Annotated in this window: 14 protein-coding genes; 6 read left to right on the top strand and 8 right to left on the bottom strand. The window is 66.2% G+C overall.

The genetic code is table 11. The features are described from left to right. Positions 1-1,064 precede the first annotated feature (1,064 nt). The 4 genes from ACZ5PO_RS30735 (at position 1,065) to ACZ5PO_RS30720 (ending at position 4,422) form a co-directional block, all read left to right on the top strand. Positions 1,065-1,799, top strand: a complete 735-nt coding sequence (locus ACZ5PO_RS30735; RefSeq protein WP_464186211.1) for an ABC transporter permease — start codon at positions 1,065-1,067, stop codon at positions 1,797-1,799. 90 nt (positions 1,800-1,889) lie between these two features. Then, complete coding sequence (locus ACZ5PO_RS30730) at positions 1,890-2,831, top strand: NrtA/SsuA/CpmA family ABC transporter substrate-binding protein (RefSeq protein ID WP_464186209.1); 942 nt, start codon at positions 1,890-1,892, stop codon at positions 2,829-2,831. Positions 2,832-2,849: 18 nt separating this feature from the next. Beyond that, positions 2,850-3,578 carry an ABC transporter ATP-binding protein gene (locus ACZ5PO_RS30725; protein WP_464186208.1) on the top strand — a complete coding sequence of 243 codons (729 nt, stop codon included), beginning with the start codon at positions 2,850-2,852 and terminating at the stop codon, positions 3,576-3,578. A 61-nt stretch (positions 3,579-3,639) separates the two neighbouring features. Continuing rightward, positions 3,640-4,422, top strand: coding sequence for a class II aldolase/adducin family protein (locus ACZ5PO_RS30720; protein WP_464186206.1), 783 nt, complete (start codon positions 3,640-3,642; stop codon positions 4,420-4,422). 122 nt (positions 4,423-4,544) lie between these two features. Here ACZ5PO_RS30720 and ACZ5PO_RS30715 read toward each other — a convergent pair whose 3' ends face one another. Both ACZ5PO_RS30715 and ligD read right to left on the bottom strand, forming a co-directional pair. Further along, the gene (locus ACZ5PO_RS30715) at positions 4,545-5,765 is read right to left on the bottom strand and encodes an ABC transporter substrate-binding protein (protein ID WP_464186205.1); all 1,221 of its coding nucleotides are present in this window, start codon (positions 5,763-5,765) and stop codon (positions 4,545-4,547) included. 103 nt (positions 5,766-5,868) lie between these two features. Further along, a complete protein-coding gene (gene ligD, locus ACZ5PO_RS30710) occupies positions 5,869-6,840 on the bottom strand; it encodes a non-homologous end-joining DNA ligase (protein ID WP_464186204.1) in 972 nt (323 codons plus the stop codon). A 196-nt stretch (positions 6,841-7,036) separates the two neighbouring features. On the opposite strand from ligD, the gene ACZ5PO_RS30705 reads away from it, so the two are divergent. Continuing rightward, entirely contained in the window at positions 7,037-7,204 is a 168-nt protein-coding gene (locus ACZ5PO_RS30705) for a hypothetical protein (RefSeq protein ID WP_464186202.1), read from the top strand. Continuing rightward, a complete protein-coding gene (locus ACZ5PO_RS30700) occupies positions 7,205-7,492 on the top strand; it encodes a hypothetical protein (RefSeq protein ID WP_464186201.1) in 288 nt (95 codons plus the stop codon). A 138-nt stretch (positions 7,493-7,630) separates the two neighbouring features. On the opposite strand, the gene ACZ5PO_RS30695 is transcribed toward ACZ5PO_RS30700, so the two are convergent. The 6 genes from ACZ5PO_RS30695 to ACZ5PO_RS30670 form a co-directional block, all read right to left on the bottom strand. After that, positions 7,631-8,008 carry a VOC family protein gene (locus tag ACZ5PO_RS30695; RefSeq protein WP_464186199.1) on the bottom strand — a complete coding sequence of 126 codons (378 nt, stop codon included), beginning with the start codon at positions 8,006-8,008 and terminating at the stop codon, positions 7,631-7,633. 226 nt (positions 8,009-8,234) lie between these two features. Then, entirely contained in the window at positions 8,235-9,362 is a 1,128-nt protein-coding gene (locus tag ACZ5PO_RS30690) for an AI-2E family transporter (RefSeq protein ID WP_464186197.1), read from the bottom strand. A 42-nt stretch (positions 9,363-9,404) separates the two neighbouring features. After that, positions 9,405-10,211, bottom strand: coding sequence for an enoyl-ACP reductase FabI (fabI, locus tag ACZ5PO_RS30685; protein ID WP_464186196.1), 807 nt, complete (start codon positions 10,209-10,211; stop codon positions 9,405-9,407). Next, positions 10,208-12,580, bottom strand: coding sequence for a DUF3141 domain-containing protein (locus tag ACZ5PO_RS30680; RefSeq protein WP_464186194.1), 2,373 nt, complete (start codon positions 12,578-12,580; stop codon positions 10,208-10,210). The genes fabI and ACZ5PO_RS30680 overlap by 4 nt, the downstream gene beginning before the upstream one ends. A 76-nt stretch (positions 12,581-12,656) precedes the next feature. Beyond that, a complete protein-coding gene (locus ACZ5PO_RS30675) occupies positions 12,657-13,859 on the bottom strand; it encodes an acetate/propionate family kinase (protein WP_464186192.1) in 1,203 nt (400 codons plus the stop codon). A gap of 2 nt (positions 13,860-13,861) precedes the next feature. Beyond that, entirely contained in the window at positions 13,862-14,854 is a 993-nt protein-coding gene (locus tag ACZ5PO_RS30670) for a phosphate acetyltransferase (protein ID WP_464186191.1), read from the bottom strand. Between the last annotated feature and the right edge of the window lie 272 nt (positions 14,855-15,126).

Raw genomic sequence — 15,126 nt, 5'->3', positions numbered from 1 at the left:
GCCCCGCTGCAGCTTGTGCAGCGCTCTGACAACAGGGCGCCGTCGATCATCCTCGATCGCGTCGAGGTTGCAATTGTTCAAAGATTACGGAAAGCTAAACCGCAACCGTATAGGGAATCATGGCTTAAATTCCATCATATTATGTGGAATGTGTCTACGATAACAATGTAACGAGATAATGTCGACCGCGACGGAGACGCTGCGAGGAGGAGATATAATCTTCTGAGTGCTGAGGTTACGCTTGCGGATTCGCCCTGATTATAAGGATTTTTGCCATTTGATGGGCTCATAAAATGGCTGAGACACGCTCATAATTCTTTGGATCTGGAGCGCGTCTCTTGCGCTTTCGCCTCAGCCTAGGCGGCGTTTTTCCCCATCTGGTGGAAACGCCGGACTGGATAGAAATGCTCCACGGTTATTGAGCCCGGAGGCGTTTCTTTACCATTGGGCGGTTCCACCCTATGGGATGCGCTCTAGACACGAGCGGACGTCGGCCCGTAGCCGGCAGGTGAGGGTGCGTCGGTCCGCGGCGCTCAGCTGAAGCGCTCCCAGGCGGTTTGGCGGGAGACACCGAGCCGTTTGGCGATCACCGCCCAGCTCACCTCCTGGGCGTCAGGGCCACGCTTGGGCGCCGTCGAGAGGCTCATCCAGCTCAGCCGAGCGAGTCGATGCCTGTCGTCCGCAGTTCGTCGGCGGAGGTCGCCTCTTTGCTTCGGCCGAATCCGTCGGTGCCGGAGTTGCGAATCCGCTACTTACGCGTGTAAAATTGCGTATATCCAGCTTTTGATAATAGTACAATCTGTGTGAATCGTCGGTATATATGAAATATGTTTCTATTGTGCGTCGTCAAAAATTCTTGTTTTAATTCGATTAAATTATCGACCGTGGCGTCTGATCGATGAATAATGGTGCGTACTTTAGCTTATATCTCTGCGAGAGACGGGTTTTGGCAAACTAGGCCTACGTTTCGCCAGCACTCAGGGTGGTGTTCGTTCTTCATGCGCGTTGCAGGGTATGTCGGGGTCTTTCACGGACGACCACTGTGGCGCGCGTTCGCGCCATGGATGAGCGTGATCGCCATCGTCGCCGTGTGGTTCGCCGCGTCGCGGCTCGGCTATCTGGATGAGCAGATTTTGCCCGGACCTGGTGCGGTCCTGCTGGCCGGATGGGAAGCTGCCGATGACGGGACGCTCGGCGATGCGCTCGCGGCGAGCGCGTTCAGGGCCGTCACCGGCTCCGTGCTCGGCCTGCTGCTGGCGCTGCTGGTCGGCATGACCGCCGGCTTCTGGAAGGCCGGTGAGCTCGTCTTCGACAAGCCCGTGCAGATGCTGAAGGCGATACCGTTTACCGCGCTTGTTCCTCTTTTCATCCTCTGGTTCGGTATCGGTGAGGAAGCCAAGATCATTCTGGTCGTCTGGGCAGTGTTTGTGCCATTGTATCTGAATATGTTCAGCGGAATACGAAACGTCGACCGCCGGTTGGTCGAGGTGGCGAAGATCTACAAGCTTTCTCCCTTCGAGATTTCGACGCGCGTGCTGCTGCGCGGCGCGCTTCCGTCGGTGCTGGTCGGACTGCGCTATGCCCTGGGACTGGGCTGGGCGGTTCTGATCGTCGCGGAGTCGGTCAACGCCAAGAGCGGGATTGGCGCCATGCTGTCGGCCGCACGCCAATACGCCAGAACCGACGTCGTCCTGCTGTGCATTTCACTGTACGCCCTGCTCGGTCTGCTGACGGACGGCCTGGTGCGGCTCCTCGAGCACAGGCTCCTGCGTTGGCGGCAGGGCTTCATCGCACAATAGTTCTCCCCCTAGCCAATCGGAAAGACTGAAGGGATGTTGCCGAGCAACCGTACGTATCTCAGGATAGCCCATCGGATTCTATCGTCGGCTGTGGCGCTGATCCTCGCCGGCGCGGTTCACGCCGCCGATGAGAAATCCACGTTCGATGTCCGGATCGGCCAGCTTCCCGCCGCAAATGCGCTGACCATACAGTCGCTTGGCGGCGACGACGGCACGTTGCGCGAACCGGTATCGAAGGTCGGTGGCAAGGTCGTATGGAGCGGTCCCTTCGCCAGCTATCCCGCAGCATCGGAGGCTGCCAAGGCCGGCAAGATCGACATCACGTCGAGCGGCTTCGCCAGCCTCATCAACGAGGCCAAGGCGAAGAGCGACATTCTGCTGTTCGCCATCGAACGGAACCATCTCGGCGAGGGGATCGTCGTTCGTGGCGACTCCGGAATCAAGACGATCGAGGATTTGAAGGGAAAGAAGATCGCCGTCAATTTCGTCGGTGGCACCGGGGAATACATACTGTTCCGCACGCTTGAGGAGAACGGCATAAGCCGGGACGGTATCACGCGGATCAACATCAACAACCCGGAGGACGGCGTCGCCGCCTTCGTCAGCGGCAACGTCGATGCCATCGCCACGTGGGATCAGTATCTTGCCGCGGCCATCAACGTGCCGGGCGCGCGGCTGCTCGTCGACGGCAAGCAGATACGGTCGCTGAACAGCTGGGTGCACTTCGTGACCCGCGATTTCGCGACGAAGCACCCGGAAGCCGTCAAGGCGGTGTACGAGGGACTGCAATCGGCGGCCGCGAAGATCGGGGAAGATCCTTCGATCACCTCGGCGGCATACAAGAGGCAGGGCGCGCCGGCGAAGGTGATCGAGACGATCGCCAGCTGGAAGCTCAAGCCCGTGATCGTGCCGATCGATGCCGAGGGCTTGAAGCTCGTCCAGGAGATGGCGCGGCAGACCCATAGCTATGGCTTCCATGACCGCGTGGTCGACGTGCAGAACAACGTGTTCGACGTGACGAAGGTCAAATAGATGCCATTGGTCGCGAGGATGACGTCGGTCCGGCGGGCCTTCGGCGGCGCTGCCGTGCTGGAGGGGATCGACCTCAGTCTTCGTGCCGGGGAGTTCGTGTCTTTGCTCGGACGCTCCGGGTCCGGCAAGAGCACTCTGCTGCGGATCCTGGCCGGTCTGGATCGGCCGGACGAGGGTCAGGTGAGCGTCGCCGGACACCCGGCGATCGCGTTCCAGGAGGCGCGCCTGCTGCCTTGGGAAACGGTTGCCCGCAACGTTGCGATGGGATTGCGCTCGAGAGAGGCGCGGGGGCGGGTCAAGGACGCTCTCGCCGAGGTCGGCCTCCAACACCGGGGCGATGCCTGGCCGGGGACCCTCAGCGGTGGAGAGGCACAGCGCGCCTCGCTGGCGCGGGCCCTCGTGCGCGAGCCGGACCTGCTGCTGCTCGACGAGCCGTTCGGCGCGCTCGATGCGCTGACACGCATCGCCATGCATGATCTCGTTCTTGACCTCTGGGCGCGGCATCGGCCTGCCGTGTTCATGGTGACCCATGACATCGACGAGGCGATCAAGCTCTCCGATCGTGTCCTCGTCATCGACCGCGGCCGCATTGCTCTCGAACTGTCGATCGCGCGGCGCGACGACGGATCGATCGCGCACGATTTCAGTGCCGCAGTCCGCGCGCGTCTGCTCGAGGCGCTAGGCGTCTCGCGCGAGTCGACCGGCCAGGGCCGCACGACCTCCCGGCCGCTCCGCGCATCGGCGTAGGCAGGCACGACATCGCGTGCATTTCCGATCCATCGACGACACACCGCATGAGTTCATTGCCATGACTGCCGAACGTATCAAACAAGCACTCGCGCGCCGGGCATCCTTACGCCATTCGGTGAGCACCGAGGAGTGGGAGGCGCGCGTCGATCTGGCCGCCTGCTATCGTCTGGCTGTCCACTATGGATTGACCGATCTGATCTACAATCATATCTCGCTTCGTATACCCGGCACGGACCACTTCCTCATCAATGCCTTCGGCCTTCTGTACGAAGAGGTGAGCGCGTCGAACCTCGTGAAGATCGACATCGACGGCAATGCGCTCGACGACGAGCCGCTCGACGTCAATCCCACCGGCTTCGTGATTCACGCCGCGCTGCACAAGGCGCGGCCGGACGCGGCCTGCATCTTCCACACCCACACACGGGCCGGCGTTGCGGTGTCGACGCAGCGGCGGGGGCTGCTGCCGATCTCGCAGCACGCGCTCAGATTCTACAATCGCGTCGGTTACCACGCGTTCGAAGGCCTGGCGCTCGACCTGGCGGAGCAGAGCAGGCTCGCCGCGGATCTCGGCTCGAACAACGCGTTGATCCTCACCAACCACGGTCTCCTGACCTGCGGCCGCTCGGTGCGGGAGGCCTTCGAGCACATGTATTACCTGGAGATGGCCTGCCGGATTCAGATCGACGCGCTGTCGGGAGGTACCGATATCGTCGTTCCGCCGGGCGACGTCTGCGAGCGCACCGCGCAGCAGTTCGAAGGCTTCGCCGGCTTTATCGACAACCGAGATTGGTATGCGTTGCGTCGGCTGCTCGATCGCCGCGATCCGGGATATCGGGAGTGAGGCCCGCCGGGCGACCGTTCACCTTGACCTCGAAGAGAGGCCTTTCAAGCTCAAGATAGTGGCGCACCGCCCTGATCGGGCGGTCGTAACCGATCGGGGCGGTGCGCGATCGACGCCCGCGCCTATATGTCGGCGCCCTCGATGATGTTGCCGAAGCGCTTCCAACCGGTGCCGTCGAAGCGCTGCAGCTGCACCTGGCGCAGCGGGTGATAGTTGGTCGGGCTGGTGTTGACCTTGATGCCCGGCAGCATGGTAGGCACTTGCAGGTCCTTGAGGTTGGTCGCCTGCTTCATGATGTTCTCGCGCGAGAACTGGCCGTCGCATTGGGTCAGCACCTGCATCAGCACCTTGGCGACGGTGTAGGCGTAGGTGTTGTAGGACTCTTGCGGATTGCCGTCCGGGAAGTACTTCTTCATGAAGGCGAGGTAGTCGGCGATCCCCGGGTCTGACGCCCAGGTCGGATCGCTGGCGTCCTTGACGTAGGCCGAGGAGATCACGCCCGTGGCGCGCTCGGCGCCGGCGGGGATGAGGACGCCGGTGATCGAAGCGCCGCCGCTGGCGATGAAGTGCGTCGCCTTCCATTGCAGGTCGTAGGCCTTGCGGATCGACTGGGCCACGAACTTCGCCGTCGTTCCCGACAGCAGCATGTCGGCGCCGCTGGCGCGCAGCGACACGAGTTGGGAATCCACGGTCGGGTCGGCGGCCTCGTGGGCGATCGCGGTGACGCGCTTGTCGAAGTCGGCGCCCAGCACGTCGCGCACGCCGCCGACGTAGTCCTTGCCGAGATCGTCGTTCTGGTAGAGGATCGCGATCTTGGCGTCAGGCTTCTGCTGCAGCATATACTTGGTATAAATCTGCGACTCGATGCGCGCACTCGGCGCAAAGCCCATGGTCCACGGGTTTTCCTTGTAGTTCCCCCACTTGTCACCGTTCACCGACAGGAACAGGTGCGGCACCTTCTTGGCGTTGACGTATTTGACCACGGCCGAGTTCGGCGCCGTGCCCAGCATGTTGAACAGGAACGACACCTGATCCTGCTCCAGCAGGCGGCGCACCTGCTCCAGGGTCTTGGGCGGGCTGAAGCCGTCGTCGTAGTAGATGTAGGTGATCTTGCGCCCGGCGATGCCGCCGTTGTCGTTGATCATGCGGAAAAAGGCTTCCTGGCAGCGGGCCTGGACGCCGAGCGCCGAGACCGGGCCACTGAGCGACGTGGTCGAGCCGATCTTGATCTCGGTTGCGGTGACGCCGGTCATGTCGTCGGCGCGGGCGCCTCGCGCCGCGAGCAGCGCCACCGCGGACGATGCCGATCCCGTGAGCAGTGTGCGGCGATCCATCGTGACCATGAGTTCCTCCCATTCTGGATTCAATACAGGTGTTTTGTTTGTCCCCTTGTACACGATCCGGCCCAGGCTCCGCTAGCTGACAGGCGGACAATCGCCGCGCCGCTCAAAGGTCCTCCCGCACGCCCTTGAACGCGGCATGCCGAAGCTGGCCGTCTGGCGACCGGTCGCGAAAGGTCACCTCGACGCGCATGTCAGGCCGGACCCATACGGTGGTCGTCGAGCTCAGCCCGGCGATCGGGGGATCCGGGGTGACGATGGCGTCGAGGCGCTGCTTGACGGCGGCGGCGCTGGTGATCGTGAACCCGGTTCCCACGCGGCCCGCCGGCATGAGCTTGTCACCAATCTCCTCGGCCACGCGCAGGCTGCCGAGCGCGCGCCCGGACGGCTCGTAGCCGATAACGGTGAAGGTGCCGGAGGGGATCCGCTCGGTCTTCAGCCAGTCCTCGCTGCGGCCCGAGCGGTAGGGCGCCAGCCGCCGCTTCGAGACGATGCCGGCGAGCCGATGGGCGCAGGCCATGCGGTAGACGTCAGGCCCGTCGCCGGCGATCTCTTCGCTGAACATCAGTGTTGCATTGCCGGGCGCAATGACGGCGGCGAGCGCGTCGCGCCGCTGGGCCAACGACCAGCTCCGCAGGTCGAGGCCGTCGAGGAACAGCAGGTCGAAGGCGACCAGGGTGACACCGCCCGTGGCGCGGCGTCCGAAGGCCAGCGCCGCCTGCAGGGCCGCGAACTGGGAGATGCCCCGGGCGTCGAGGACGACCGCTTCGCCGTCGATGACGGCGTTGCGGACGGGCAGCCGGGCGAGCTCGGCGGCCATGCCGGGAAAGCGCGCGGTCCAGTCGGCGCCACGGCCGGTGCGGATGGCGACTTGTGCGCCGTCCACCTGGACGTAGACACGATAGCCGTCCCACTCGACCTCATGGCTCCAGTCCGGCCCGCTCGGCGGCTGGTCGACCGGTACCGGCCGGCATGGCGCGATCCATCCGGGCAGCGGCTGGGCGAAGAGGTCCGGCTGGTTCGGATCGCCCCGGCGCGGCGTGACGGCGCGGCTGCGCAGCGGCTCCGCCGCCGGCATCGCGCGCTGCGCCGATCGTGGCTTCCGAGGCTGCCTTGCCATTCCGTCAGCCTATCAGGACCGTATGAAATCGCGATTGCAGCCGGCTGGCGTCTGCCGGCCCGCGTCCCACATCTTATGGGCGACCTGCGCATTCGAGCAGCGGCTTTCCGCTCGGCGGTCGCCAGGATGCGCGCAGCAAGACGTGGGCATGATCATGGCCGAACCATCCACCCCTCGACCGAGCGCCGGCGACTATGTCGTCGTTCCGGGCTCGCAAGGCCCGCGCCGCGATTTTCGCATCAGTGTCGGCCTGCGCGAGGGCTGGGACCCGGAGGGGCGCGTCTTCGATGTGTCGGAGGCGGTCCGCACAGCCCGTGCCTGAATGAAGCGGCGCGTCGAAGCGGGTCAGCCGGCCCTGTCCGGCATGTTCACACGGGCTGAGGTGACCTATGCGTGGCCGCGCCCCGACGGCACCGTCGGCTCCGACCGCGAGCCGGTGGCGCTGTTCACCGGCGAAGCCGTGCATGCCTACCTCGGCCACCTGCCTGATGCGGATATCGAGGCCATGCTGAACGAGCTCGCGATGGAGCTCGGGACGGCACTGGGGCAGGAGCGCATCTATGTGGCGTTTGCTGACAGGACGTGGATTCTCGACGCTGGGGAGCGGTAGCCCCGACGCGTATCGATCGTCCGGGGGCCAGGACGATGCGGTCGATACCTTTGCGATCTCCTATGGCGGCCAGAGGCTTGAATACCTGCTCGACGGACAGCCGCGCCGCGAGTGAAACGCGCCGGCGCGGCCTACTGGTCAGAGCGGCTGGCCGACGTCGATGCGGTTGCCGTCCGGGTCCTCGAAGACGAAGGCGCGCAGGCCGTAGTCCTTGTTCTGCAGCCGCTTGATGATGCGCAGGCCGTGGCGCTCGCACAGCGCATAGAGCGCGTCCACGTCGTGCACCATCATGTGGGCAACGTTGAACGGCGGGCTCTTGTGCTGCGGCTGTAAGGTGAGGTGCAGCTCGGCCTGGTCGCGCTTCAGGATCATGAAGCCGACGGGGTCGCCGTTCTGGAAGGTCTTGGTGAAGCCGAGCACGCCCGCATAGAAATCGTGCGCCTTCTGCATGTCCTTGACGGGCAGCATCGCCGCGATCCGCCCGAAGCGGATGCCGTGGTCGCCACTGTCGCTCATCTCATAACCTCACGCTGGGAGGATGCCGGCGACGATACGGGCGGTGCCGATACGCTGCTGCGCTCCGATGTCGGGGAAGGCGAGGCGGTGCTCGTCTTGTCATGTTAGCGCCGGCGCCGCGATCGGGGAAGGCGCAGCCGATAATGGTATGTCGCCCTTCAGGATCGTCGTGTGTCCGTCTTCCGGCAGCCGGCCCAGGGGACGTTCGCGCTCTTGGCGGCGGGCCTTATCGCTCCGGGTGCGCCGGCGGCTGTGGCTGGTCGCCGGCCTCGTCCAACCCGGGCTCTTCCGCGCGGTCCCAGTCGAGGATCAGCGTGTAGGCGACGGCGATCAGGGCTGGCCCCAGGAAGACGCCGACGAGCCCGAACGTCAGGATTCCGCCGAGCACACCGAGGAAGATCATCACCATCGGCATGTGGGTGCCACGGCTGATCAGATAGGGGCGCAGGACGTTGTCGAGGCTTCCGACCACGAGCGCGTTCCACGCCACGATGAACAGGGCCCATGCCGGGTGTCCCGCGGACATCAGCCACAGGGCGGCCGGCAGCCACAGCGCCGCCAGGCCGAGCGGCAGCAGGCTCAGCACCACGGCGATGGCGCCGAGGACGACGGCGCCGGGCACGCCGGCGAGCCAGAAGCTGGAACCGAGCAGCAGGCCCTGGATCAGCGCGGTGCCGAGCACCCCGTTGACCACACTCTTGATCGTCGCCGCGGCGGCTTCCAGAACGTGGCGGCCGCGCCAGCCGCCGAGGCGCGACATCGCCGCCTCGAGCCGGCTTCGCGCTTGCACGCCTTGGCGATAGAGGAAGAAGGCCAGCACGATACCGAGGGCGACCTGCAGCGTGCCCGAGAGCAGCGTGGCGCCCTGGCGCAGCGCCCAGTCCCGCAGCGGCCCGAGATAGGGCGCCACGATGGGCGCCAGTCCCTTCCCCTGCGCCCAGGCATCCTGCCATGCGCGCTCGGCGTCCCGCCCGACGAGCGGGATCCGGCCGAGCCAGTCGGGAGGCGGCAGTCCCTGGTCGACGACGGTGCGGACGCTGGCGCTCAGGCGGGCGACATCGTCGGCGAGGTTGGCGCCGAGCGCAACGAGGGGCAGCACCACCAGTGCGGCGACGCCCAGCGTCATGATCAGTGCGGCGGCGCCCGAGCGTCCGCCGAGAGCCCGCTCGAGCCGCTGGAACAGCGGCCATGTCGACACGCTCAGGATGACCGCCGTGAAGATAGCCGTCAGGAAGGGTTTGAGCACCAGGAAGCAGGCGACGGCCAGCAACAGGAGCAGAACGAGGCCAAGCGCCCTCTCCACGTAGGCGGCGCCATCCGGGGCGGGTTGTTGCAGGGGCTCGCGCGGTTGCATCGAACAATCGCCTCCCTCCCGGGCGGCAGGGGCTCCATCCGGTCAGGCCATGATGCTGAGCCCGCCGTCGACGTAGGTGGTCGTGCCGGTCAGCCGCCGGGCGAACGGCGTGGTGAGATAGGCCGCGGTCAGGCCGACGTCGTCGATGTCAACCAGTTCGCCGATCGGGGCCCGGTCGATCGCTTCCGACAATAGCACGTCGAAGTCCTTCAAGCCCGAAGCCGCCCGGGTCTTCAAGGGGCCGGGCGAGACCGCGTGCACGCGAATTTGCTTGTCGCCCAGCTCGTAGGCGAGATAGCGAACGGCGCTCTCCAGCGCCGCCTTCACCGGTCCCATCAGGTTGTAGTTCGGGACGACCTTGTTGGCACCATGATAGCTCATGGCCAGCAGCGTTCCGCCGTCCGGCATCAGCGGCTCGGCGAGCCGCGCCATGCGGATGAAGGAATGGCACGAGATGTCCATCGCCAGCTTGAAACCCTCCGCCGAGCTGTCGGCAAGCCGGCCCTGCAGGTCCTGCTTGGGCGCAAAGGCGATGGAATGCAGCGCGATGTCGAGGCCACCCCAGCTGTCCCCGATCTGCTGGAAGACGGCTTCGAGCTGGCCGGGCTGGGCCACATCGCAGGGAGCGAAAATCGAAGCTTCGAGCTCCTGGGCAAGCGGCTCCACATAGCGCCGGGCGGTCTCGTTGAGATAGGTCACCGCCAGCTCCGCCCCGAGCTGACGGAACACCCGGGCGCAGCCGAAGGCGATCGAGTGCTCGTTGGCGATGCCGATCACCACGGCCCGCTTGCCGCGCAGCACGTCGGAGCGAAGCGCGGCGTTGGTCGGTTCGGTCGCTGGTCGGTTCATGCGCTCGTCCTCGCCTGTCGGTTGCCGCGGCCGGTGGCTCCCCTTGCCGCGACCGGCCGCGCGGCAACAGGAGCCGGCTCGCCCCCCATGGCCGCCGTATCGGGCTCTCCCGCCGATGGCGGCGCAGCCGGGGCCAGGATCTGCCGGATCTGGGCCGCCAGGGCGATCTGCTCCGCATTGGCCTCCATACGGGCTTCCAGGCGGTCGAGCATGTCGATCAGCTGACGCCGATCGTCCGGCGTCGGCAGCAGCTTGGGCAGCGCGGCGAGCGCCTTCGCGGGCTCCAGCTCGACGATGTAGGACTGCTCACGGATGATCGCGCGCGCCGTCTCCACCGGCATGTCGAGAAGGCCAAGATCCTTGCCGCCGATCTCGCGGGCGCGCTTCATGGCCGACAGCCGGCGCCGTCCGGTGCCAGCCTTCATCAGCAGCAGCACGGCCCGAACCATGGCGTTGGTGCGATCGCCCGCTTCGACCCGCGCCAGCGCGGCTTTGATCACGGGGAGATCGCGTACGTCCCCGGTTGGCTCGGCGCTGCCGGCGTCGGGCGCGCCGAGGCTCGCCGGTGTGTAAGCGCGGAAAAAGATGGTCTCGACCGTCCCGTCGCGCAAGTCGCGGTAGAGATCCCATGTGGCGGACACCGCTGCCGCGGACCCGTGCTCCAGCGTGGCCATCGGCCCATCGTCGTCGCGGGGCGCGCGGCTGGCCCTCACCATGTCCGCCCAGCTTTGGAGCGGCCACAGCAATGGATTGAGGTCCGACACCGCCCAGCGTTGGGCCCGCTGCGGATGGAGCGCTCGGGCCGCGCTCGCCGCGGGGGGGCTGATCCACGGAGCGATCCACGGATGCACGAAGGCCTCGTAGCCGGCAGCGAGCGCCCGCGACGTGGCCTCCACGGCCTGGAAGGGGATCTCGTCCCTCCGGCCGTGCTTCTGGAGAGCCTGCAGCGTTTCCACGGGCAGCTCGTTCAGCACGACGTCATAGACGACCTTGCCGTCGGCCTCCCGCTCGTCGACCTGCATGCCGTAGAGGCCGGGAGGCAGATGCTCGATATACTCCATCAGATCGGTGATCTGGGTGTATTCGCGCTTGGCGATCTGCCCCGATACGAAGATGCCGAGGTGGCCGACGCTCTTGTGCATCAGGCCGACGATGACCTGGCCGTTGGCCTTGAGCGCCTCGGTGGTCGGATAGACGTCGGCGATCCAATTGAACGCCTGCTGCGGCGGCGTGATGTTGTCCCCCAGCGATGCGAACAGCACGATCGGCGACTTGATCGCCCGCAGATCGAAGGCCCGTCCCTCCGACCATTCCGCCTCGCCGTCAGCGAGGTTGTTGCCGACGAACAGGTTCTCGACGATCCACTTGATCTCCTGCCGGTTCATCAGGAAGAAGCCGCCCCACCAGCGCTCGAACTCGAGGAAGCGGGGCGGCTCGGTGTCGATCCTGGAGAACAGCGTATAGTATTTGTCGAAGTAGGTGTTGGCCGGGTTGAGATACTCGAAGTTCTCGACCAGATAGGCCCCGTCGAACTTGCCGGCGCCGAGATCGCTGGCCAGCAGCGCCGGCCACAGGCCGCCGAGGATGCCGCCGGCGTAGCGCATCGGGTTCTCGCCGTCGTTGCCCGCCCAATAGGACATCGGCGCCCCGTTGATGACGATGGGGCCGACGACATCCGGTTCCAGCGCGCCGACGAGCATGGAGGCCCACCCGCCCTGGCAATTGCCGAAGACGACCGGCTTGCGCGTCGCGGGGTGCCGTTGACCCACGATGCGGAGGAACTCCGCCTCGGCCTGGGAGACGTCGGCCAGGGTCTGCCCCGGCATCGGCTCCGGGAAGAAGATCACGACATAGACGGGATGCCCCGCCCGCAATGCCACGCCGACCTGCGAATCCGGCTTGAAGCCGCCGATGCCCGGCCCATGGCCCGCCCGCGGGTCGATGATGACGAAGGGGCGGCGCGCCGGGTCGGTCGTGATCCCGTCGGGCGGAATGACACGCACGAGCGCATAGTTCGCCGGCCGCTCGAAGGTACGGGCGTCTGCGATCATCTCCCACTGGAACGCCAGCAGCGGCGGCTTGCCGGCCTTCTCGTGCGCGATCCAGTTGTTGCCGCGCTGGCGCAGCGTGTCCCAGAAGAGTATCGAGCGCTGCGCAAAGTCGAGCCAATAGGAGCTGGCGTCTCTCCAGTAGTCCAGCGGCGTGCACTGGCGCTTCATCTGCTCCATCAGCGGCTCGCGGGCCGCCGTCATGGCGTCCGCATAGCGCTGGCACGCGTTCGTCCACCGCTCCCCGTACACGCCCGCCAGCTTGACCTGAGCGCGGGCAAGCTGCGGAAATCCGATCGGGGGGCCATCGGTGTGCGCCATCGGGTCCGGTGTGGGCCCAGGACGAGGCGCCTGTTCGGGGGTGCTCTCCAACGCTCCCATGAGTCGACCTCCAGGCTCAGGATGCCGGCGGCGGAACGGCCAGCGCGCTCTGCGTCTGCCGTGCGATCACCAGTTCCTCATTGGTGGGAATGACCCAGGCGGAAGGCCCCGATCCGGTGGAGATCAGAGGGCCGCCGCTCTGGTTGGCGGCGTCGTCGAGGGCAAGTCCCGTCCAGGCGAGCCCGCGGATGACCTCGGCCCGGGTCGCCACGTCGTTCTCCCCGATGCCGGCGCTGAACACGAGCCCGTCGATCCCGCCCAGCGCGGCGACGAGAGACCCGATCTCGCGGGTGATGCGGTACACGAAGAGGTCTATGGCCCGCCGGGCATCGGCGTTGGTGGCCGCATTCGCCCGCAGCGTGCGCATGTCGTTCGAGAGTCCCGATACGCCGAGCAGGCCGGACTTCGTGTAAAGGATGCGCTCGGCCTCGTCCGGTGGCAGCTTCATCTCGCGCAGCATGTAGAAGACCACCGCGGCGTCGATGGTGCCGCAGCGCGTGCCCATCGGCAGGCCGTCGAGCGCAGAGAACCCCATGGTGCTGGCCACGCTCGCCCCCTGGGCCAGGGCGCACAGGCTCGCGCCGTTGCCGAGATGGGCCACGATCACCCGCCCGGCCGCCAAACCCGGGTCATAGCTCTTGAGCACCGACGAAACGTAGTCGTAGGACAGCCCGTGAAAGCCGTAGCGGCGCACACCGCGGGCGCGCATGCCGGCCGGAAGCGCGAACAAGGTCGCCAGCTCGGGCTGTGTGCGGTGGAAGGCGGTATCGAAGCAGGCCACCTGTGGGATCTGCGGCAGGTGCCGGCGAGCAATCCTGATCGGCTCCAGGTTATGGGGCTGATGCAGGGGGGCCAGGGGAGCAAGCTTGTCCAGCGCCGCGATCACCCCGTCGTCGACGCACACCGGCCCGGTGAAGGCCTCCCCGCCGTGGACGACGCGGTGCCCGATGGCCACGAGCTCGCGGCCCTCCCGATGCTGGCGCAACCACGCCACGAGATGGAGTAGGGCCCCCTCGTGGTCGAGCCCGTCGCCGGCTGGCCAAGTCGTCTCGCCGAGACAGCTCCCGGCGGCATCATTGACGACGAAATGCGTGGCTCCCCCGAGCCCTTCGAACTGTCCCTTGAGCGCGACGTGCGGCTCTTCGGGTTCGGCCACCGCGAAAACCTGGAACTTGAGGCTGGACGAGCCCGCGTTGAGAACGAGGAGGACCGGAATCATGGTCACACTCCCGGCACCGCGAGCGCGCGGCGTTGCGCCTCGGCGATGAGGGAGGCGACCGCGCACGAGGCCAGCCGGGTCAGCCGCGAGTCCGCCCGGCTCGTCAGGACGATCGGCACCCGCGCGCCCAGCACGATGCCGGCGGCGTCGGCGTCGGCCAGGAAGGTCAAGCTCTTGGCCAGCATGTTGCCGGCCTCCAGATCCGGCACCACGAGCACGTTGGCCTGCCCGGCCACCGCCGAGTGAATCTGCTTGATCTTCGCCGCGCCCAGATCGATGGCGTTGTCGAGGGCGAGCGGCCCGTCGACGATGCCGCCGGTGATCTGGCCACGCTCCGCCATCTTGCACAGCGCCGCCGCCTCGATGGTGGACGGCACCTTGGAGTTGACCGTCTCCATGGCCGACAGGATGGCCACGCGGACCGGATCACTGCCGAGCGCCCGGGCGAGATCGATGGCGTTCTGCACGATGTCCACTTTATCCTCGAGCGTCGGCGCGATGTTGACCGCCGCATCGGTGATGATGAGCGCGGTGTCGTGCCCGGGAACGTCCATGACAAAGCAGTGGCTGATGCGCCGCGCGGTGCGCAGCCCGCCCTCGCGGCTGACCACGGCGCCCATCAGCTCGTCCGTGTGCAGGCTGCCCTTCATCAGCGCCTCGGCCTCGCCGGCCTTCACCAGCGCAACGGCCTGCTCGGCCGACGCATGGCTGTGCGGGGCGTCGACGACGCGCAGCGTGGAGAGATCCTTGCCGAGCACCTCGGCCACGGCCCCGATCTTGCCCTGGGGGCCGACGACCACCGGGTCGGTGAGACCGAGCTCCGCCGCTTCGAAGACCGCCCCCAGCGAGGATTGATCGCACGGATGCGCCACGGCGACCTTGAGCTTCGGCAGGGCCTGGGCCGCCGCGACGAGCCGGTCGTACTTCTCGTGGCGCCTCCGCCTCTCGTTGGGGGCATCCTGGACCGATATCACGGACGTCATGACTGCCTCCACGCTCGCCTTGCACACGCTCGCCTTGTGCTTGGCTAAGATCGGCCGCAGTAGAGCTTAAGGCTCGCGTGCTTCATTGGTGGTACGCCCGCCGGCCGCGGATGATCTGGCTCCACCAAAGATCATATGCTTTGCTTAAACTATGATCGAGATCAATGACGGGCGCAAGACGACGAGACTTGCAGGCCTTCGTCAACTTGTGATGTTTCCGGACGGCGCCCAATCTTTCCGGGTGCCTGCGCGGTCAGAATCAGAATATTGGCAGCATTAAGCGT

The organism is Chelatococcus sp. KU-N122 (assembly GCF_055391085.1).
The sequence above is the reverse complement of the archived record's forward strand: the minus strand, read 5'-3'. Positions and strand labels throughout refer to the sequence as shown.

Excerpts from the sequence above, each read along its gene's own strand:
- ACZ5PO_RS30735 (WP_464186211.1), top strand. The coding sequence starts at position 1,065 with ATGAGCGTGATCGCCATCGTCGCCGTGTGGTTCGCCGCGTCGCGGCTC.
- ACZ5PO_RS30725 (WP_464186208.1), top strand. The coding sequence starts at position 2,850 with ATGACGTCGGTCCGGCGGGCCTTCGGCGGCGCTGCCGTGCTGGAGGGG.
- ACZ5PO_RS30720 (WP_464186206.1), top strand. The coding sequence starts at position 3,640 with ATGACTGCCGAACGTATCAAACAAGCACTCGCGCGCCGGGCATCCTTA.
- ACZ5PO_RS30715 (WP_464186205.1), bottom strand. The coding sequence starts at position 5,765 with ATGGTCACGATGGATCGCCGCACACTGCTCACGGGATCGGCATCGTCC.
- ligD (WP_464186204.1), bottom strand. The coding sequence starts at position 6,840 with ATGCCGGCGGCGGAGCCGCTGCGCAGCCGCGCCGTCACGCCGCGCCGG.
- ACZ5PO_RS30705 (WP_464186202.1), top strand. The coding sequence starts at position 7,037 with ATGGCCGAACCATCCACCCCTCGACCGAGCGCCGGCGACTATGTCGTC.
- ACZ5PO_RS30700 (WP_464186201.1), top strand. The coding sequence starts at position 7,205 with ATGAAGCGGCGCGTCGAAGCGGGTCAGCCGGCCCTGTCCGGCATGTTC.
- ACZ5PO_RS30695 (WP_464186199.1), bottom strand. The coding sequence starts at position 8,008 with ATGAGCGACAGTGGCGACCACGGCATCCGCTTCGGGCGGATCGCGGCG.
- ACZ5PO_RS30690 (WP_464186197.1), bottom strand. The coding sequence starts at position 9,362 with ATGCAACCGCGCGAGCCCCTGCAACAACCCGCCCCGGATGGCGCCGCC.
- fabI (WP_464186196.1), bottom strand. The coding sequence starts at position 10,211 with ATGAACCGACCAGCGACCGAACCGACCAACGCCGCGCTTCGCTCCGAC.
- ACZ5PO_RS30680 (WP_464186194.1), bottom strand. The coding sequence starts at position 12,580 with ATGGCGCACACCGATGGCCCCCCGATCGGATTTCCGCAGCTTGCCCGC.
- ACZ5PO_RS30675 (WP_464186192.1), bottom strand. The coding sequence starts at position 13,859 with ATGATTCCGGTCCTCCTCGTTCTCAACGCGGGCTCGTCCAGCCTCAAG.